Source organism: Nonomuraea sp. NPDC049646, assembly GCF_044465525.1.
GTDB lineage: Bacteria > Actinomycetota > Actinomycetes > Streptosporangiales > Streptosporangiaceae > Nonomuraea.
This window is the reverse complement of the sequence record NZ_JBITLU010000037.1, coordinates 12,460-28,588: the sequence shown is the minus strand read 5'-3', so window position 1 is coordinate 28,588 and position 16,129 is coordinate 12,460. Positions and strand designations below refer to the sequence as shown.

The 16,129-nt window shown below is 69.2% G+C and carries 16 protein-coding genes; 10 read left to right on the top strand and 6 right to left on the bottom strand.

Translation table 11 applies throughout. The annotated features are described in order from the left end of the window. Positions 1-116 precede the first annotated feature (116 nt). From ACIBQ8_RS50735 to ACIBQ8_RS50705, 7 genes are all read left to right on the top strand, one after another. On the top strand, positions 117-641 hold the full coding sequence (locus ACIBQ8_RS50735) for a hypothetical protein (protein WP_397195853.1): 525 nt from the start codon (positions 117-119) through the stop codon (positions 639-641). Further along, positions 638-958, top strand: a complete 321-nt coding sequence (locus tag ACIBQ8_RS50730) for a hypothetical protein (RefSeq protein ID WP_397178862.1) — start codon at positions 638-640, stop codon at positions 956-958. The genes ACIBQ8_RS50735 and ACIBQ8_RS50730 overlap by 4 nt, the downstream gene beginning before the upstream one ends. Before the next feature lie 18 nt (positions 959-976). Next, positions 977-1,663 (top strand): tyrosine-type recombinase/integrase, encoded by a 687-nt coding sequence (locus tag ACIBQ8_RS50725; protein WP_397195855.1) that lies wholly within the window; start codon positions 977-979, stop codon positions 1,661-1,663. Between the two features lie 78 nt (positions 1,664-1,741). Beyond that, the gene (locus ACIBQ8_RS50720) at positions 1,742-1,882 is read left to right on the top strand and encodes a hypothetical protein (RefSeq protein ID WP_397195852.1); all 141 of its coding nucleotides are present in this window, start codon (positions 1,742-1,744) and stop codon (positions 1,880-1,882) included. Between the two features lie 942 nt (positions 1,883-2,824). Further along, the gene (locus ACIBQ8_RS50715) at positions 2,825-3,394 is read left to right on the top strand and encodes an RNA polymerase sigma factor (RefSeq protein ID WP_352326681.1); all 570 of its coding nucleotides are present in this window, start codon (positions 2,825-2,827) and stop codon (positions 3,392-3,394) included. Continuing rightward, positions 3,394-4,086 (top strand): hypothetical protein, encoded by a 693-nt coding sequence (locus tag ACIBQ8_RS50710; protein ID WP_397178861.1) that lies wholly within the window; start codon positions 3,394-3,396, stop codon positions 4,084-4,086. The genes ACIBQ8_RS50715 and ACIBQ8_RS50710 overlap by 1 nt, the downstream gene beginning before the upstream one ends. A gap of 1,022 nt (positions 4,087-5,108) precedes the next feature. Next, positions 5,109-5,399 carry a hypothetical protein gene (locus ACIBQ8_RS50705; RefSeq protein WP_397195851.1) on the top strand — a complete coding sequence of 97 codons (291 nt, stop codon included), beginning with the start codon at positions 5,109-5,111 and terminating at the stop codon, positions 5,397-5,399. Positions 5,400-5,777: 378 nt separating this feature from the next. Here ACIBQ8_RS50705 and ACIBQ8_RS50700 read toward each other — a convergent pair whose 3' ends face one another. Both ACIBQ8_RS50700 and ACIBQ8_RS50695 read right to left on the bottom strand, forming a co-directional pair. Beyond that, positions 5,778-6,167, bottom strand: coding sequence for a hypothetical protein (locus tag ACIBQ8_RS50700; protein WP_397195850.1), 390 nt, complete (start codon positions 6,165-6,167; stop codon positions 5,778-5,780). A gap of 104 nt (positions 6,168-6,271) precedes the next feature. Beyond that, positions 6,272-6,799 carry a hypothetical protein gene (locus ACIBQ8_RS50695; RefSeq protein ID WP_397178859.1) on the bottom strand — a complete coding sequence of 176 codons (528 nt, stop codon included), beginning with the start codon at positions 6,797-6,799 and terminating at the stop codon, positions 6,272-6,274. Positions 6,800-6,891: 92 nt separating this feature from the next. On the opposite strand from ACIBQ8_RS50695, the gene ACIBQ8_RS50690 reads away from it, so the two are divergent. Both ACIBQ8_RS50690 and ACIBQ8_RS50685 read left to right on the top strand, forming a co-directional pair. Continuing rightward, positions 6,892-7,251, top strand: coding sequence for a Tn3 family transposase (locus ACIBQ8_RS50690; protein ID WP_364421148.1), 360 nt, complete (start codon positions 6,892-6,894; stop codon positions 7,249-7,251). Between the two features lie 99 nt (positions 7,252-7,350). Further along, positions 7,351-7,497 (top strand): hypothetical protein, encoded by a 147-nt coding sequence (locus tag ACIBQ8_RS50685; protein WP_352330667.1) that lies wholly within the window; start codon positions 7,351-7,353, stop codon positions 7,495-7,497. A gap of 141 nt (positions 7,498-7,638) precedes the next feature. Here ACIBQ8_RS50685 and ACIBQ8_RS50680 read toward each other — a convergent pair whose 3' ends face one another. From ACIBQ8_RS50680 to ACIBQ8_RS50670, 3 genes are read right to left on the bottom strand one after another with little or no spacing between them, the layout of a single operon-like run. Beyond that, complete coding sequence (locus ACIBQ8_RS50680; RefSeq protein ID WP_397178857.1) at positions 7,639-8,796, bottom strand: serine hydrolase domain-containing protein; 1,158 nt, start codon at positions 8,794-8,796, stop codon at positions 7,639-7,641. Between the two features lie 52 nt (positions 8,797-8,848). Further along, positions 8,849-9,631, bottom strand: a complete 783-nt coding sequence (locus ACIBQ8_RS50675) for a DUF4097 family beta strand repeat-containing protein (RefSeq protein WP_397178856.1) — start codon at positions 9,629-9,631, stop codon at positions 8,849-8,851. A 42-nt stretch (positions 9,632-9,673) separates the two neighbouring features. Then, positions 9,674-10,819, bottom strand: a complete 1,146-nt coding sequence (locus ACIBQ8_RS50670; protein WP_397195849.1) for a serine hydrolase domain-containing protein — start codon at positions 10,817-10,819, stop codon at positions 9,674-9,676. A gap of 141 nt (positions 10,820-10,960) precedes the next feature. Between ACIBQ8_RS50670 and ACIBQ8_RS50665 the strand changes: the two genes are divergently transcribed. Further along, positions 10,961-14,107: a BTAD domain-containing putative transcriptional regulator gene (locus ACIBQ8_RS50665; RefSeq protein ID WP_397195848.1), complete on the top strand. Its 3,147-nt coding sequence runs from the start codon at positions 10,961-10,963 to the stop codon at positions 14,105-14,107. Between the two features lie 557 nt (positions 14,108-14,664). Here ACIBQ8_RS50665 and ACIBQ8_RS50660 read toward each other — a convergent pair. Further along, positions 14,665-16,113, bottom strand: a complete 1,449-nt coding sequence (locus tag ACIBQ8_RS50660; protein WP_397195847.1) for an FAD-dependent monooxygenase — start codon at positions 16,111-16,113, stop codon at positions 14,665-14,667. Positions 16,114-16,129 lie beyond the last annotated feature (16 nt).

The following is a 16,129-nucleotide window of genomic DNA, read 5'->3' as shown; positions in this document are numbered from 1 at the left end:
GGCTACCTCAGCCCTATCGACTACGAGCAGCAAACCACCGATAAGGTGCTGCTCGCCGCATGACAACCCGTGTCCACGCTTCGGGGTGAGCCCTCTACCTCTACGAGCGGGTCACATTGCATCTGCGGGAGCGGAATGATGTCGGCATCATCATCGCTGATCAGCCGGGCGGTGGCCGCAAGGACGAAGTGAAGTGGCTGGCCGACACCCTCGGCCTGACCCGGGACGGCACTCGCTTCGCCACACCCGATCGCGTCGTCTCGCCCATCCTCACCGCGCCCTCCCATCACGTTCCGCACCTGCAGCTGGCAGACCTCGTCACTGCGGCGACCACCGCGGCGGTCGCCGGCCAATTCGCCGGGATGAAGCTGGCGAAGTGGCTGAAGGAACTGGCCCGCACCAACGCGCATGGACTCGTCGGCCAAGCGGGCGTGGTGCTGTGGCCTCCCGATTTGGTGGACCTGCACTACTGGATTTTCGAAGAAACCCACTACGCCAAGGGATCCTCGGGGTATCCACTCGGTCCGTCCCTCGGCCCTTTCAGCCAGCCTGGACGGACCTACCAGCACGACGATGGCCTGTCTGAGCCTGGTCAGGCCGCGAACGTATCCACATCCATGACGGGGAGCAGCAGCGCATGACCGTTCACGCCCTCGATCGCAGCACGCCCGCCGACTACAGCACCGCCGTGGAGGCATACCTTCTCTCGGCTGGAATAGCTGCCTCCTCCCAGCGGATCTACCGGATCTCACTGCTCACCTGGGCCTGGCTGGCCACGGGGCAGCAACCGCCATTGGGCCGCAACCGGCGCGGCGCCGAGCCACCCGCCGTGGCGGTGGCCTCGTTCGATGAGGTGCCAGCCGACGTGCTCGCCGAGATGTTCGCGCAGCGGGCCCGGCTGGTCGACGCCGATACCGTCAACCGTGAACTGTCGGTGATGAAGGCTGCCGTCACCTGATGGCGCGCCCGCGGATGGCTGGCCCGCAACCCGATCAGCGGCATCGAACGCCGGCCCGCGCCCCCTGACCGGACTCGGGCGCTGCCCCGCGCACAGATCGCCGCGCTGTTCGACCTCAAGATCGGCGTACGCGAACGTACGCTCTGGAAGGCCCTGTACGAGACGTGCGCACGAACCGAGGAGATCCTCTGCCTCGACGTCGAGGACCTGCTGCTGGCCGACAAACGCGGCCGCGTCACCTCCAAGGGCGGCACCATCGAATGGGTGCACTGGCAATCGGGCACCGCCCAACTCCTGCCCCGGCTGCTCAAAGGCCGCACCCGCGGGCCCGTGTTCCTCACCGACCGCCGGGCGCCTGCCCACGTCCCCACGCGTGACACATGCCCGGTCACCGGGCGCGCCCGCCTGTCCTATCGGCGAGCTGCCGAACTCTTCGAGGCCCTCACCCGGCCACTCGCTCATCCGGGCATCACCGACCCAGCCGAACTCGAGGCACGCGGCGGGTGGACGCTGCATCAACTGCGCCACTCCGCTCTGACGCATGAAGCCGAGGACGGCACCAACACCCCAACCTTGTTGGCCCGCTCCCGACACGCCTCCGTACGCTCCCTGGAGCGCTACGCCCGGCCCAGTGTCGACGCCGTGGCCGCCCATGTCGCCGACCGCGATCCCCTGCGCCGCCGGAAGCGAGGCACCACCGCATGAGCTCCGGCGTGGTGCGCTACCGCTAATTCCTGCGGACTTCCTCCTCGACCCCGTGTATGAGGCCCCCCACTCGGGTCCGTGTCACCAGCCACAGAGCTCCGCTCGGGCGCTCCGCCTGAGCGGCGCATCGCAGCCACTGCCGGCACCGTCGCTGAGGACTACCGCCAGCTCGGCGCCGAGATCCTGCAGCTCCTGGCCGCCGCGGAACAGCAGTCATGAACCAGCCCAGCATCGACACCCCAGGCAGCCTCGGCAGCGTCTTCGGGGCCAGCGCCGCCGGCGGACTCGGGGGAGCTCGGGTTCGGTTCCGACATGACTGCCTCTCCGTCTCCATGACACGCCCTTGCAAGAGCGGAAGACGGACTACCGCGACTGGCCGGCCCCCGGGGTGCTGGACCTGATTGCCGGTGTGGGCCAGGAGACCGGTGTGGGCCAGGAGAACTGGGCGCCAGTATTGAGGAGGGACGCCTCCGCGGAGCGAGGTCTATCGGAATCTGTTCATCGCCGCGGCGAGCGGTGCCAGTGTGGTCGGGCAGTACCGGCCAAGGCCGAAGGCAAGGAAGGCTTCCATCCAGGCCCAGAAGGGCTTCCCAGCACCCTGCCCATGCGGCGTGATCAAATGACTGCAGTTACCAGCGGTATGGATGCCCTCGTCGGCAAGCCCCTTGCTCTCGCTGACACGTTCTTCCGGTCAGCGAGGCAGGCGTTGCCCCCAACATGTGAGGTTTCCGAACGAGAGCGTCGAAGAAGACCGCAGAGCGGGACACGACGATGCACGTCGTCCAGGAGGATCTGCCGGCCACCAGGAGCGGTGGCGAGGCATTCGAGGAAGGGCATGCAGATGGTGCGTTCGGGCCGGACTGCTACGAGGACGGAGCCGTCGTAGTCACCGACGCCTGCACACCCCGTGCGTCCAGGCCGCCTACGCGTCCCGCGACGCCATCCGCGTACCGGCCATCCGCGCCTGCACCTGCTCGGTGAACCGGGCGAAGACTTCACTATGTCCTCGGGGAGGCGGACGAGTAGGCGGTGTTGCCCGACAGCGCCGTTGCGGGGTATGGCCCGGACACTTCATCGGTTCGGGTCGAAGACAGGCGTGAACCATTTCGGTCTGGCGCGACAAGAGTACGTGTGACCGGCATACGCCAAGAAGGGGTCGACATGCATGACCCCATACGCGACGTCATCAAGGCTGACGATGCGACCCTCATCGAGAGGTCGCTGAACGAGCCGGAGACCTTCGCCGTTTTATTCGACCGGCATGCGCCGTACCTCCATGGCTACGTGGTCCGGCGACTGGGTCCCAGCCAGGCCGAGGACGTCGTGGCCGACACCTTTCTAACCGCCTTCCAGCGCCGGGGCGATTACGACAAGGCCCGCGCCAACGCCCGCCCATGGCTGTACGGCATCGCCTCCAATTTGATCGGCAAGCATCGGCGCACCGAGATGAGCCTCTACCGCGCCTACATCCGCAGTGGGGTGCATCCGGCGGAGGTGTCCGGCGCACCGGTCGAGGACGGGGTCGGCACCCTGGCCGTCAACCGGCCGCTGGCACGGGCGTTGCTGAAACTCAATCGAGCCGATCGCGATGTGCTGCTGCTCGTCGCCTGGGCCGAACTGAGCTACCAGGAGGTCGCGGACGCACTAGCCATCCCTGTGGGAACCGTGCGCTCGCGACTCAACCGGGCCCGCACCCGGGTTCGTCAGGCACTAGAACGAGGAGCAGAATGATGGACGAGCTCAAAACCATGTGGGTGACTCCCCCGGGCACTCCGGACGACCTCGCCGGAGCGCGGCGGCGGCTGCTGGACGGAATGGACGGCCCGCCCGCGCGCCGGCGCATCTTCGGGGGAGGCCGGGCGATCTTCACCGGTCCACGGCTGCTGGTCGCGGCCGGCGTCGCGGTGGCCGTTGTCGCCGCACCGCTGGTGATCGGGGACGGCGAGCCCGCTTACGCGGTGGCGAAGAACCCCGACGGCACGCTGATCGTGACGATCAACGAGCTGCAGGATCCCGGAGGCTTGCAGGCCGCGCTGAACGCCCAGGGCATCAAGGCCGACGTCACCTACAACCCACGGGACAAGAAGTGCGCGTCCGGCCGGTTCGTCGGCGCGGACCATATGTACGGCTCGCCCAACCCCAAGAACTTGACCGCGGAGCAACGTAAGGAGTTCTACCGGCCAGAGAACTGGCGGTCCAGGGACGTCATCCGCCCCGTCTCCAAGGGCAAGTTCAGGATCTCCCCGAAGTTCATGAGGCCCGGAGAGACCCTGGTGCTGGAGTTCAGGCTCGGCAACGATCCGGGGGTCAGCTGGAGCCTGGGGGCCTGGCTGGCCAAGGCGGGTAGCTCCGTGCGGCCCTGCACGCTCGTGGATGAGGGAGGGCACGACAAGGAGCACGCCGAGGAGATGGCGGGAGGCTGACAGTGAGGCTCCTGCGGGGCGACCATGGCCCCGCAGGAGTGCAGGCCCGCGCCGACCAACCGGTGTGCCCGCGGTAGTCAGTTCCTGGTGCCGTTGGCGGCGTACGGCCAGCGGGAGTGTCACCGTGGCGCCGACGCCTGCGCCGGCCGCCGGCGCGGTACGGACGGCGCGCCACAGGCGCTGACGCCTCAGACCGCCGCGCGGCCAGCAGCGCCGCAGGCAGAGCCCACCACCACATCGACCGTGGAGGCCACAGGTCGGGTGGGCGAGACAGCGGCCGGAGAGCGCGTCGGACAAGACTCACGTACGCGATTCCGCTCCTGGCGGCCTGCTGTTACGAAGCGGGGGCTCAGTTCATCAGCGGGCCCCCGTCACCTGCGATACGTGCGCCACCCCGCGACGGCGAGAAGTGCTGGGACTGCGCCTACCGCCAGGCCTTCGAGTTCAGCCAGGCCACCTGGGGCCCGAGCGTCACATCAACTGGCTGACGCGGCTGCGTGCCGCGCATCGGAGCCTCTCGAGCACCCGGGCCGGGACACCAGGATCTGAGGTCCTAGATCGGCGAAGGTGATGTTCGGTGCAACGGTGGCCAGTAGCCGGGCTACGGTCAGTGGCCCTCCTCGCTCTCGCGCTCGGCCACGCAGGCCCGCCACCCAAGCCGATTCACGCGGTGACGCCCGACATCGACGGCGTCCCCGACGCATGGGTGGAGATGATCGAACGCTGGCATGCCACCTCCACGCTGTCTCCCAAGGTCAGGGACACCTATCGGACGATCATGGCCAAGGCGGCACGATGGCTCGCGGCAGAGCATCCCGACGTGATCGAGCCCGGCCAGTGGACTCGGGAGATCTGCGCTGCGTGGGTTGCGGCCATCGACCGGATGACGGTGGATGACTACGTCCAACTCCAGGCCGGCCTTGAACGACACGGCGGAAAACCGCTGTCTCCCCCAGACCAAGGCCGGCTGTCTGAGCGCCACCCGCGCCTTCTTCCGGGACGCTCAGGAGTGGGGTTGGATCGTGCGTCGCTTCGACCCGGCCCGCGCCCTGGCCACCCCCAGAAGCATCGCGGCCCTGCTCGCGCCCAACCCCCGCGTCATCGCTGACGACATCTGGGCCAAGCTCCTCTGGGCCGGGCTCAACCTCGAACCCGAGGACTGTCCGACCAACACCTACGGGCTGGGCTACCCGATGGAGCTGATCCGAGCGGTCACGCTCACCTCGCTGTTCGGCGGCCTGCGCAGTGACGAGATCTCCCGGCTGCATCCGATGGCAGCACGACGGCGTCCCGATCTCCGCCGACGCACGTGACGTGCTGGCCACCGAGGCGGTCTGCCTCCTGGACGTCCCCACGCACAAGACCGGCACCGCGTTCACCAAACCCGTCGACCCGCTGCTCGGCCAGGCGATCGAGGCGTGGCAGACCGTCCGGCCCCAGCAGCCGGCCATGCTGGACCGCAAGACCTCTGAGCAGGTCCACTGCCTGTTCGCCCACCGCGCCAAGCGCATGGCCAAGACCTACATCGACAGCGTGGTCATCCCTCCCTCTGCCGGAAGGCCGGAGTGCCGAGCACCGACGTCCGCGGCAACATCACCAGCCACCGGGCCCGCTCCACCATCGCCACGCAGCTCTACAACGCCAAGGAGCCGATGCCCCTGTTCGAGCTTCAGGCCTGGCTCGGGCACAAGTCAGCCGACACCACCCAGCACCACGCCAAGATCACCCCGAACACATTGTCCAGGGCCTACCGCGACGCGGGCTACTTCGAACGCAACGTCCGAACCATCGAGGTCCTGGTCGACCGGGAAGCCGTCGAGAACGGGGCCGCGGCCGCCGGCGAGCCGTGGCAGTACTACGACCTGGGACACGGGTTCTGCAACCACACCTTCTTCGAGCAGTGCCAGCACCGGATGGCCTGCGCCAAATGCGACTTCTACCCCCCGAAGGACTCCTCCAAGGCGCTGCTGCTGGAGGCCAAGGACAACCTGCAACACATGCTTGCCGCCATCCCCCTCACCGACGACGAACGCGCCGCGGTCGACGACGGCCAGGCTGCCCTGGACCGGCTGCTCGGCCAACTCGCCGACACCCCCACCCCGCCGGGCCCACACCCCGGCACATCAGTGCCCCGGCCCAGGCGACCCTGCTGCCGGTCATCGAGATCAACCGGAGGCCGACCTGGTCAGGCCGCGCCGCAGCCGAGTGGGTGCCGCACCCACTCCGGGTGGGCGTCGCCGACCTCGATGCTGTTCTCATCAAGAGCGTTGGCGATATGGAAGCGGCCAGTGTCGTCGAACACGAACTCCACAGCGAGGGTCCCAGCCGCCATATCGCGACGTGATGGCCGCCACTCAAGCAGCGCCACCTCGCGCAGCTCCTGGCCGATGAACGGCTCAAGCTGTTCATCGGCTCCGGACCACGCCGGAGTCAGCTCGAACCACTCCCAGCCGGCGATCGCAGCCGTCGTGTCGATGGTGTTCCAGCCGATCGACAGCTCATCGAACTTCGAGTGGCTGATCTCTACCTGGACGCCGTCGAAGTCCAGGACGACGGGGCAGTCGGCATACCAGTCCCCGTCCTCGACGAAACGCACGAGCGCGAACCCGGTCAGACACCGGCCGACCAGCGCGGCCAGGCCCGGTCCGTGTTCCTCGCTGATGGCTTTGAGTCCGACGAGGAAGGTCGGCTCGAAGCCGGAGATGCCCATCACGACAGGCGATTGTCCAGGTTCATCGCGAAACCGGCCAGCCGATATCCACTGCCGAGCCGCAGGGCCACGCTTGACAAATCAGATTCCACATAATGCTGCGGTATCTGGCCGACCCGGCGCTGCGGGCGCGGGTCACCGCGGCGACCAACAAGGTCGAGTCCTACAACGGATTTTCCAAGTGGCTCGGCTTCGGCGGGGTGCTGGCCGACAACGACCCCGAAGAGCAGGAGAAACTGATCAAGTTCAACACGCTGCTGGCCAACCTGGTCGTCTTCCACAACGCCCTGGACATCTCCGACGTCGTGCGGCAGCTGGTTGCCGAGGGCTGGAGCATCACCGCCGACCAGCTCGGCCAGATCGCGCCCTACCTGCGGGCTCACATCAGCCGCTTCGGCGCGTACGCCACTGACGAGCTGCGCCATCGGCCGGATCCGTTCGACCCCCTGCTGTAGGAGGTCGACTTCACCGACGTTGAGCTGGCCGCGTGATCTCCGAGTCGCCGGCGGGGCGTCTGCGCGGAGCCGGTTCAGCAGTCCCGGTAGCGTGCGGTCATGACCGAGATGCTGACGCTAACGCCCGATGATGCCTTGGCGATGCTGCTGGAGGGCGACCAGCGGTTCGTCGCCGGCGCGCCGGAGCATCCCGACCAGGACGCCGCCCGCCGCGCCGAGACCGCGCCGGAATTTCCTGGCCATTGACCACCGGGACTCTCAGCCCGGCTGCTGCCGGCGCGCTCCAGGTTCGGCATGGCCGGGAAGGTGTCCGCCGAGTCGCATGCGGTGCGCGAGCTCATCGGGCCTCGTGCTTGTGAGGCCGGATGAGCCGGTGATATCGACTGATTACCGGGAACTCGGCGGGCACATCTCCGCTTCCATTTCCTTGGTGAGGATGCTGATCGGGTTGTCCCAGTCGCCGTTGATGTTGGTGACGACCATGTGCTTGCCGTCCCGGGTGCCCATCGCGTACGTCCAGGAGCCGTGGATCCTGCCGCCGTTGCCCCAGACCGTCGCGCCGCAGGACAGCTTCTGGGAGAAGACGCCGAGCCCGTAGGCGGTGTTGTCGATCCAGTGCACGCCCTTGGTGGAGACGGTGGTGAACATCTCCTTTTGCTGTGCGGGCGGCAGCACACGGCCGCTCAGCACTGCCCGATAGAAGGTGTGCAGGTCGCTCATGGTCGAGACGATGCTGCCGGCTGCCCCGGCCCAGGAGGGGTTCATGTCGGTGAGGTCGTAGGGGGTTGTGGTGTCCTCGCCGACCAGGAACTTGACGTAGTGCCGTGCGTGCGGCTTGCGCAGCTTCGTGACTTCGCCCGGCAGGTACGTCTTCCTCAGGCCGAGCGGGCGGATGATGCGCCGGTTGATCTCGTCGGCGTAGGACCTGCCGGTGACCTTCTCGATGATCATCCCGGCGAGGATGAAGTTGGTGTTGGAGTAGCCCCACCCCTTGCCGGGCTCGAAGGAGGGTGGGTTGCCCATGGCTGTCTTCACCAGGTCCTCGGGACGGTAGCTGTTGAAACGGACCTTGAGGAAGGCGGTGCTCCACTGTTTGGTCGCCAGGTCCGCGTCCGAGGTGTAGGGGAAGATGCCGCTGGTCTGGTTGAGCAGCTGCCGGATGGTGATCTTGCTGCCGTCGTGGCCGTTGCCCTTCACCACGCCGGGCAGCCACTTGTCCACGGTGTCATCCAGGCTCAGCCGGCCCTCGGCCGCCAGCTTCAACACCACGACAGCGACGAATGTCTTGGTGGTGCTGCCGGCCCGGAAGTAGTCCTGCCGGCTGCGCTTGCGGCCGGTCTCGGTGTCGGCCACGCCTGCCGTACCGAACCATGACCTGCGGCCGTCGCGGACGTCGGCCATGGCGCCCGGCATGCCGTCAGCCACGGCTTGGTCAAGCACCCGCTGGAGTCCGGCGTGGTCGTCGGCCGCCGCCGGCGACGCGCTTACGGTCACGGCAGCTGCGGCGGCGAGCAGGCAGGCGGCGGTGCGGAGGGTCTTGATCATGGGTTGATCGCCTTTCATGCAAGTGAAGTGTTCGCATGGGGAAATCCGTGAGTCAGCTGGTGACACGGTGGAGCAGGATGTCGCCCTGGGCGACGTGGGCGTGGAGCTCGACGGTGTTGCCGGCCGACATCCCGGGGTCGTCGCCCAGGTTGTCGCGGACCCTGCCGAGCGTGGTTTTGGCGTCCAGCAGTACGGCGCTGCCGTCCGGGATCCCGACGTCGATCGTCCCGGCGCCGACGTCCAGATCGGCGCGCCCGCGCGCCATCGCGCCGACCTTGACGGCGCCTTGCTCGACGGTCACGCGCAGGCCGTCGGCGGCCCGGTCCACCGTGACGTCCCCGGCGCCGTTGCCGATCACGGTGGCGCCGATGCTCTCGCCGACCTTGATCTGGCCGCGGGCGGTGGTGAGGGCAGCCGTGCCCCCGGACGTGGCCACGGTGATGTCGCCGTCGTCGGTGCTCAGGCGCGACTCGCCGGTGCGGGCGAGGTGGATGTGGCCACGGGAGACGTGGGCCCGTACCTCGCCCAGGCGGCCCTGGCCGTTCAGGTGCCCGTCGCGGAGGCTGATGTCGAGCGCCGAGCCGCTGGGCAGCTCGACCGTCACCGCGACGCGGCCGGGCAGGGATCGGATGCTCGAGCGGTCCTTGACCGTCAGGCGGCCGCCCGCGTAGGTGACGCGGGCGCGTTCGGCGGCCGCGACGTCGGTGGCGTCGGCCGGATCGGCCGGCCGTACCTCGACGGCGGTGTCGGTGCGCTGGGTCGCGCTGATGCGGATGTCGGCCGCGGTGAACGACACGACGGCGACGATCGGCTCCGGTGTGTCAAAGGTATCCATTGATGGTCCACTTTCAGCGGGGGTCGGTGGCGGGCGGCGTGCTTACGCACCGATGGAAACGCCGAACTCCGCTTCGATGACTTTGAACATGGGGTCCCAGGACTTCCACTCGGTGTTGGTGTGCACGGCGACGGTGTGCCGGCCATCGGGAGTGCCGACCGCGAAGAAATAGGAGCCCCAGAAGCTGCCGCCGACGCCGCGCAACGTCCGGCCGCCGGTCGCCTGCTCGTCGAATTCGAACAGGCCCAGGCCGTAGCGGGTGTGCGGCATCCAGTAGCTGCCCTCGGTGGAGACGGTGGTCCACATCTGCCGGTGCTGGGAGGGCGGAAGCAGGCTGCCGGTGGTCATCGCGTTGAAGAAGCGGATCATGTCCGTCGTAGTGGTGACGATGTTGCCGGCCGCGTAGCCCGCTGAGGAGTTGAACTCGGTGACGTCCAGAGGCGGCAGGCCGGGCTCCTCCATCAGCGACTGCCAGTTCTCTGGGGTGACCGCTGCCGGGTCGGCGCCGTCCTTGAGGAACTGGTGGGAGTAGCCGCGCGGATGCGGACTGGGGTAACCGGTCTCGGTGGGGGGGCGCACGCGGGTGTGGGTCAGGCCGAGCGGCTGGACGACCCGGCGGTCGACCTCGTCGGCGTAGCTGTTGCCGGCGACCTTCTCGATGATCGCGCCGGCGATGTAGAAGCCGCCGTTGGCGTACTCGAAGCGTTCGCCGGGCGCACCGACCGGCGGCTGGGACACCGCCACCCGCAGCAGCTCCTCGGTGCTGAAGGTGTCGAAGCGATGCCGGTCGAACCCGGAGCGGGTGGCGTAGCGGTGGCTGACCTCCGGGGCCAGGCCGGTGGCGAACAGGCCGCTGGTGTTGCTGAGCAGGTGCCTGATGGTGATCTTGTCGCCCTCGTAGCCGTTGACGTCCAGCACGCCGGGCAGGTGGGCGTTGACCGGGTCGTCGAGGCTGAGGCCGGCCTCGGCCTCCAGGGCCAGAAGCGTCGCGGCCGTGAAGGCCTTGCCGCTGCTGCCGGCGTGAAAGTACTCGCCCGGCACGCGCGGGGAGCCGGTTGTGATGTCGGCCACGCCAGCGGTGCCGAACCAGGTGCGGTCGCCGTCTTTGACCTCGGCGACGATGCCGGGAATGCCGACCTCGGCCACCGACCAGTCGAGCACCTGCTGCATGTTCTCGGGTGCTGCCATTGCACTGCCTTTCGGACGTTTCTTCCGTACGTCCTCCAGGGTGTCCACCGGCGCTTACATGCGTCTTAGAACGCTCTTTTAGCCGGTATGGCGCCACTTTCAAACGGCACGTGCGCGTCGTTGTGCTCATAGCCTTTGTGCATGCGGATGGAGTTGCTGGGACCGGTCCGGGCCTGTGCCGACGACGGCACGCCGATCGAGGTCGGCGGCGTCATGGTCCGAGCGCTGCTGGCCCGGCTGGCTCTGGCCGAGGGCGAGATGGTGCCGGTCGACGCGCTCGTTGACGGCCTGTGGGGGGAGCATCCGCGCGGGGGCACCGTCAACGCACTGCATGGGCTGGTGCATCGGCTGCGCAAAGCTCTGGGCGAGGCCGAGCTCGTGGAGAGGGCGGCCGGCGGGTACCGCCTGCACGTACGCGCCGAGGACGTCGACGCCTGTCGGTTCGAGGAGAAGGCGAAGCGGGGCGGTCGCGAACTGGCCGCGGGTGACGTGCGGCGAGCGGCCTGGCTGCTGGACGAGGCGCTGGCGCTGTGGAGGGGAGGCGCGCTGGCCGACGTGCGTGACACCCCCTTCGCCGCCACGGCCGGCGCGCGGCTGGACGAGCTACGGGTCGCGGCCATGGAAGACCGTTTCGAGGCGGAGCTGCGACTGGGCCACCACGACGAGATCTTGGCCGATATGGCGGCGATGGCCGCCGGTCACCCGCTGCGCGAACGCCTGGCCGGATTGCGCATGCGAGCGTTGCAGGCGGCAGGCCGCCAGTTCGACGCGCTGGCCGTGTTCGACCAGGTCCGCGGCACCCTCGCCGAGGAACTGGGCGTCGACCCCTCCGAGGACCTCCGCGAGACCTACCTCGCCGTACTGCGGGGTGAGCGGGAGTACCCCCAGGCGCGACAGGCTCGGCCGCACGCAGTGCCAGGACGTCTGCCCGCCCCGCTGACCAGCTTCGTCGGCAGGCAGGAGGAGCTGAGGTTGCTGGCCGGGTTGCTGGAGTCCTCCCGGCTGGTCACCGTCGTGGGCCCCGGGGGAGTGGGCAAGACCCGGCTGGCCGTGGAGGCCGTGAGCCGGCATCGGGTCCATCAGCGAGGCCGGGCCTGGCTGGTCTCACTGGCCGCGGTGAACACGGCCGACGGGCTGGTGGAGGCGGTGCTGAGCACGATCAGCCTCGCCGGAGCCCAGCCGGCCGGCACGCTACTGGAGCGGGTGGTCAACCTGCTCGCCGGTGGTGAAGGCGTGCTGGTTCTGGACAACTGCGAACAGATCTCCGGAGCCGTCGCGGAGTTCGCCGGGCAGTTGCTGGAGCGCCAGCCGGACCTGACCATTCTCGCCACGAGCCGGGAACCGCTGGACGTCATGGGTGAGGCGCTGTGCCGCCTGGGACCCCTCGGCCTCCCCCCGGCGCACGCGGATCGCGATCGTGGCTCCGCATCGGCCGCGGTGCGGCTGTTCCTCGACCGGGCGGGAGCCGTACGACCCGGCTTCGCGCTGGACGCGTCGACCGCGCGGCCGGTCGTGGACATCGTGCGCCGGCTGGACGGGCTGCCGCTCGCCCTGGAACTGGCCGCGGCACGCCTGCGGACCATGAGCGCCGAGCAGATCGCCCGGCGGCTGGATGACCGCTTCCGGCTGCTCAGCACCGGTAACCGGACCGCCCAGCCCCGTCAGCAGACGCTCCATGCGGTCATTGAGTGGAGCTGGGATCTCCTCACCTCACAAGAGCGCACACTGGCCGCCCGGATATCGATATTTCCGGCGCGGACGGGTATCGCGGTGATCGAAGCGGTCTGCGCGGATGAGACGCTTCCCGCGGACGAGGTCGTCTACCTCCTGGACTCCCTGGTCGACAAATCCATCGTGGAGCGGGCCGGCGACGGCTACCGGATGCTGGAAACCATCCGGGCATACGCGGCGGGGAAGCTTCGACTCGCAGGAGAGACCGACGCCGTCCTGCGTGGGCTCACCCGGTACTTCGCGGACCTGGCCGACGCGCACGAGCCGCTGCTGCGCTCGGACAAGCAGGCGGAGGCGCTGCGGCTGTTCCAGGCCGAGTACGACAACCTGATGTACGCCCTGCAAACGGCCATCGACGGAGACGACGCCGAGACCGCGGCCCGGATGCTCGGACCGCTGTACTGGTACTGGGTCATGCTCCGCTACGACGCCCGGGCCGAGACCTACATCGCCAAGGTCACCGAGTTCGGCGACGCGCTGCCCGCGGACGCCCGCGCCGCGTTCACCGCGATCCACCTGGTGGGCGTCGAGGGCGGCCCGATCACTGACCACGAGCGGCTCTGCGCGCTCATCGGCGACTGCGCGCGCACGGGCGCGCTGCGCCGCTATCCGATGCTGCTGACGATAGTGCTGGTGATGGCGGCGATACTCGGGCTGGACGAGCTGGTCGATCAAGAGATCGCCCGGGTGCGCAGCGGCCCGGACCGCTGGGCGATCGCCTGCACCTTCATGATCGAAGCCATGCGCCATCGCGAGCAGGGCGACCGGGAGAGCACCGCGACCGCGATGACCACGGCACTGCGCCTGTTCGAGGAGACGGGCGATCGGTGGTGGACGGCGAAGGCGCTGTACGGCCTGGCCCAGATCCACGCCATCGCCGGAGACCACGACCAGGCGATCACCGCCTACGAGCATAGCCTCGCGATCGCCACCGACCTCGGCTCGCAGGATGAGGTCTCCACCCGGCTCGGGCTCGCCACGGAACGCATGCGCGCCGGCGACCTGGCTGGCGCGAGGCGCGACATCGACACCGCCGAACGAGCGGCCTGGCGGCGTGGCCAGCCGGCGTTGGAGATCGAGGTGCTCGGCATCCAGGCAGAACTGCACCGCCGCTCCGGAGAGGTCGAAAGCGCCGATCAAGCGCTCGACCGGATGGAGGCGCTCCTGCGCAAGCTGCCCCAGTCGGCGGAGGCCATCGACCCTCGGCTGCTCCTCGCTCGGGTAGCCAACCTCCTCACCGCTGGCGACGCCGTACGCGCCCGCGAACTGATGCCCCGCGCTGTCGAGGCGGCGCAGGCGATCATGGATGCCCCCTTGGCTGCTCAACTCCTGGCCAGGCTACTGTTGCTGGAGGGCGATCCGGCAGGCGCGGCCACCGCGCTCGGCCTGAGTCAGGCCATCCGCGGCGCCTTCGACCACGGCGACACCGAACTGCGCTGCCTCTCGGAGATGCTCGCGGAGTCGCTCGGCCGTACCAACTACGACAGCGCCTATGAAGGGGGCGCCGACCTGACCCCACACGAGGCCACCGACCGTCTGACGAAGCTACGTGTATAGGTCCAGGCTGGCAGAGGCGTTTGAGCCGATTGTCGTACATGAGGCAGGCCAGTTACGAGGTGAACGGCCCGGATCGGCTGGCCGATGACGGCAACGAGCACTGCGGTGCTGCCCCGGTAGCGAGCCGAAACACCATCGCGGCTCCTTGGGACAGGACACATTCACAGCGCAGCCGCCGGCGCCGCCCTCGGCTCGGGGCTCACGAGCACTCCTCGTTGATCGGCGGTGTCTCCGGCTCGCGCGGCGTCGCCCGGATCGCCGGGATTCCCCGCGCGCGTGGGGCGCGTCCGTCTGTGGAAGTGTCGCGGGTGGCCGGCTTGCGGCCGGCTTGGGAACGCTCCCACGAGCGTAGGTTTCGCCCCCTGCCCGGTCCAGATCTCCCATGCCACCCGCCGCGCCTCTCCATGTCCAAGCAGCGGGGACGGCAGGCGATCCGCGCACCTGACGGAAACCGCGACGGTCGCCACGTCTCAGCGTTTGACAGTCTGGAAACCTCGCCGTCCGATCTGGACCAGGCTCGTCCGGCGTTCAGCAGGGTCCCGCCGTGGCGGGGCGGGTCAAGCCGCCCCCGTCCAGTCCAGCAGGGCCTGCTGCTCGGCCTCCATCGGCCCCGCCCAGGCGAGGTGCCCGTCCGGCCGGACGAGGAGCGCCTCGGCCTGCTCCAGGTCGGGCGAGGGCTGCCAGGCCGTGGCGGTGACGATCTGCATGCGGTCGTCCCGGCCGCCGGGCGTGCCGGCCCGCTTTCCCGTATGGACGAGCAGGAATCGCCCGTCGTGCAGCAATTCGTACAGACGCTCAACCTCGGGCCGCTCCGCGACGCTGATCGGCAGATCGGGCACCCGGGCCCCGGCCGGGAAGCCGTCGCCGTAGTGGGTGCCGATCGCCGAGACCGAGGCGGCGAGGTCGTGGTTGACCTCCCCGATGCGCAGGAGGCCGTCGAGCATGCCGCGCAGTGCCATGACCGGCCGCCGGTACTGCGGCACCAGAGTCAGTTCCATCAGCAGCGTCTGCACCTCGGTGTTGGCGGTGACGGCCGCGCCGACCGGGCGGCGCTCGGCGTCGTAGGAGTCCAGCAGCCCTTCCGGAGCCCAGCCCTTGACCTGGGCGGCGAGCTTCCACCCCAGGTTCATGGCGTCCTGCAGGCCGGTGTTGAGGCCCTGTCCCGCCGCCGGGAAGTGGATGTGGGCCGCGTCGCCCGCCACCAGGAGCCGGCCCTGCCGGTACCGCCCGGCCAGGCGGGTCGCGTTGCCGAACCGCGACAGCCAGCGCGGCTCGGCGACGCCGAAGTCCGTGCCGGCGACGTTCGTCAGCGCTTGCCGGAACTCCTCGTACGTCAGGGGCAGGCCGGACGGTACCCGCATGCGTTCGGGATCGATGACCACGAACCGGGTCAGCCCGCCCTCCAGCGGCACGGCCAGCACGCCGCGGGCCTCGGCCGCGCGCACGGCGTCCGGCTCGGTGACGGCGAAGTCGCCGAGCATGCCGGACAGCGTCTCGTCGGTTCCGTCGAAGGGGATGCCGGCCGCCTGCCGGACGATGCCGCGTCCGCCGTCGCAGCCCACGACGTAGGAGGCGCGCAGCGTCTCTCCCCGGGCTGTCTGGACGACGACGCCGTCCGGCTCCTGCCGCACGGCGGTGACCTGACAGCCGCGGACGATCTCGGCGCCCAGCTCGCGGGCGCGGGCGTCGAGCAGTTCCTCGGTCCGGGCCTGCTCCAGGAACAGGGTGTAGCCGTGCCGGGTGTCGAGGGCGGTGAAGTCGAGGCGCGTGTTCAGGCCCGCGAAGTGCCACCCGGGCAGGGTGTGACCGCGGGCGAGGAAACGGCCGGCGATGCCGCGCAGGTCCATCACCTCGATGCTGCGCGGGTGCAGCGTGAGCGCCCGCGACTGGCTGGTGGGCGCGTCGTTCCGTTCGAGCACGCGGACCGCCACGCCCGCCAGGGCCAGCTCCGCGGCCAGCAGCAGTCCGGTGGGCCCGGCTCCCACCACGATCACGTCGATGTGCACGCTTGCGTCCCTCCTA

Excerpts from the sequence above, each read along its gene's own strand:
- ACIBQ8_RS50690 (WP_364421148.1), top strand. The coding sequence starts at position 6,892 with ATGCTGCGGTATCTGGCCGACCCGGCGCTGCGGGCGCGGGTCACCGCG.
- ACIBQ8_RS50710 (WP_397178861.1), top strand. The coding sequence starts at position 3,394 with ATGGACGAGCTCAAAACCATGTGGGTGACTCCCCCGGGCACTCCGGAC.
- ACIBQ8_RS50665 (WP_397195848.1), top strand. The coding sequence starts at position 10,961 with ATGCGGATGGAGTTGCTGGGACCGGTCCGGGCCTGTGCCGACGACGGC.
- ACIBQ8_RS50730 (WP_397178862.1), top strand. The coding sequence starts at position 638 with ATGACCGTTCACGCCCTCGATCGCAGCACGCCCGCCGACTACAGCACC.
- ACIBQ8_RS50685 (WP_352330667.1), top strand. The coding sequence starts at position 7,351 with ATGACCGAGATGCTGACGCTAACGCCCGATGATGCCTTGGCGATGCTG.
- ACIBQ8_RS50670 (WP_397195849.1), bottom strand. The coding sequence starts at position 10,819 with ATGGCAGCACCCGAGAACATGCAGCAGGTGCTCGACTGGTCGGTGGCC.
- ACIBQ8_RS50680 (WP_397178857.1), bottom strand. The coding sequence starts at position 8,796 with ATGATCAAGACCCTCCGCACCGCCGCCTGCCTGCTCGCCGCCGCAGCT.
- ACIBQ8_RS50715 (WP_352326681.1), top strand. The coding sequence starts at position 2,825 with ATGCATGACCCCATACGCGACGTCATCAAGGCTGACGATGCGACCCTC.
- ACIBQ8_RS50675 (WP_397178856.1), bottom strand. The coding sequence starts at position 9,631 with ATGGATACCTTTGACACACCGGAGCCGATCGTCGCCGTCGTGTCGTTC.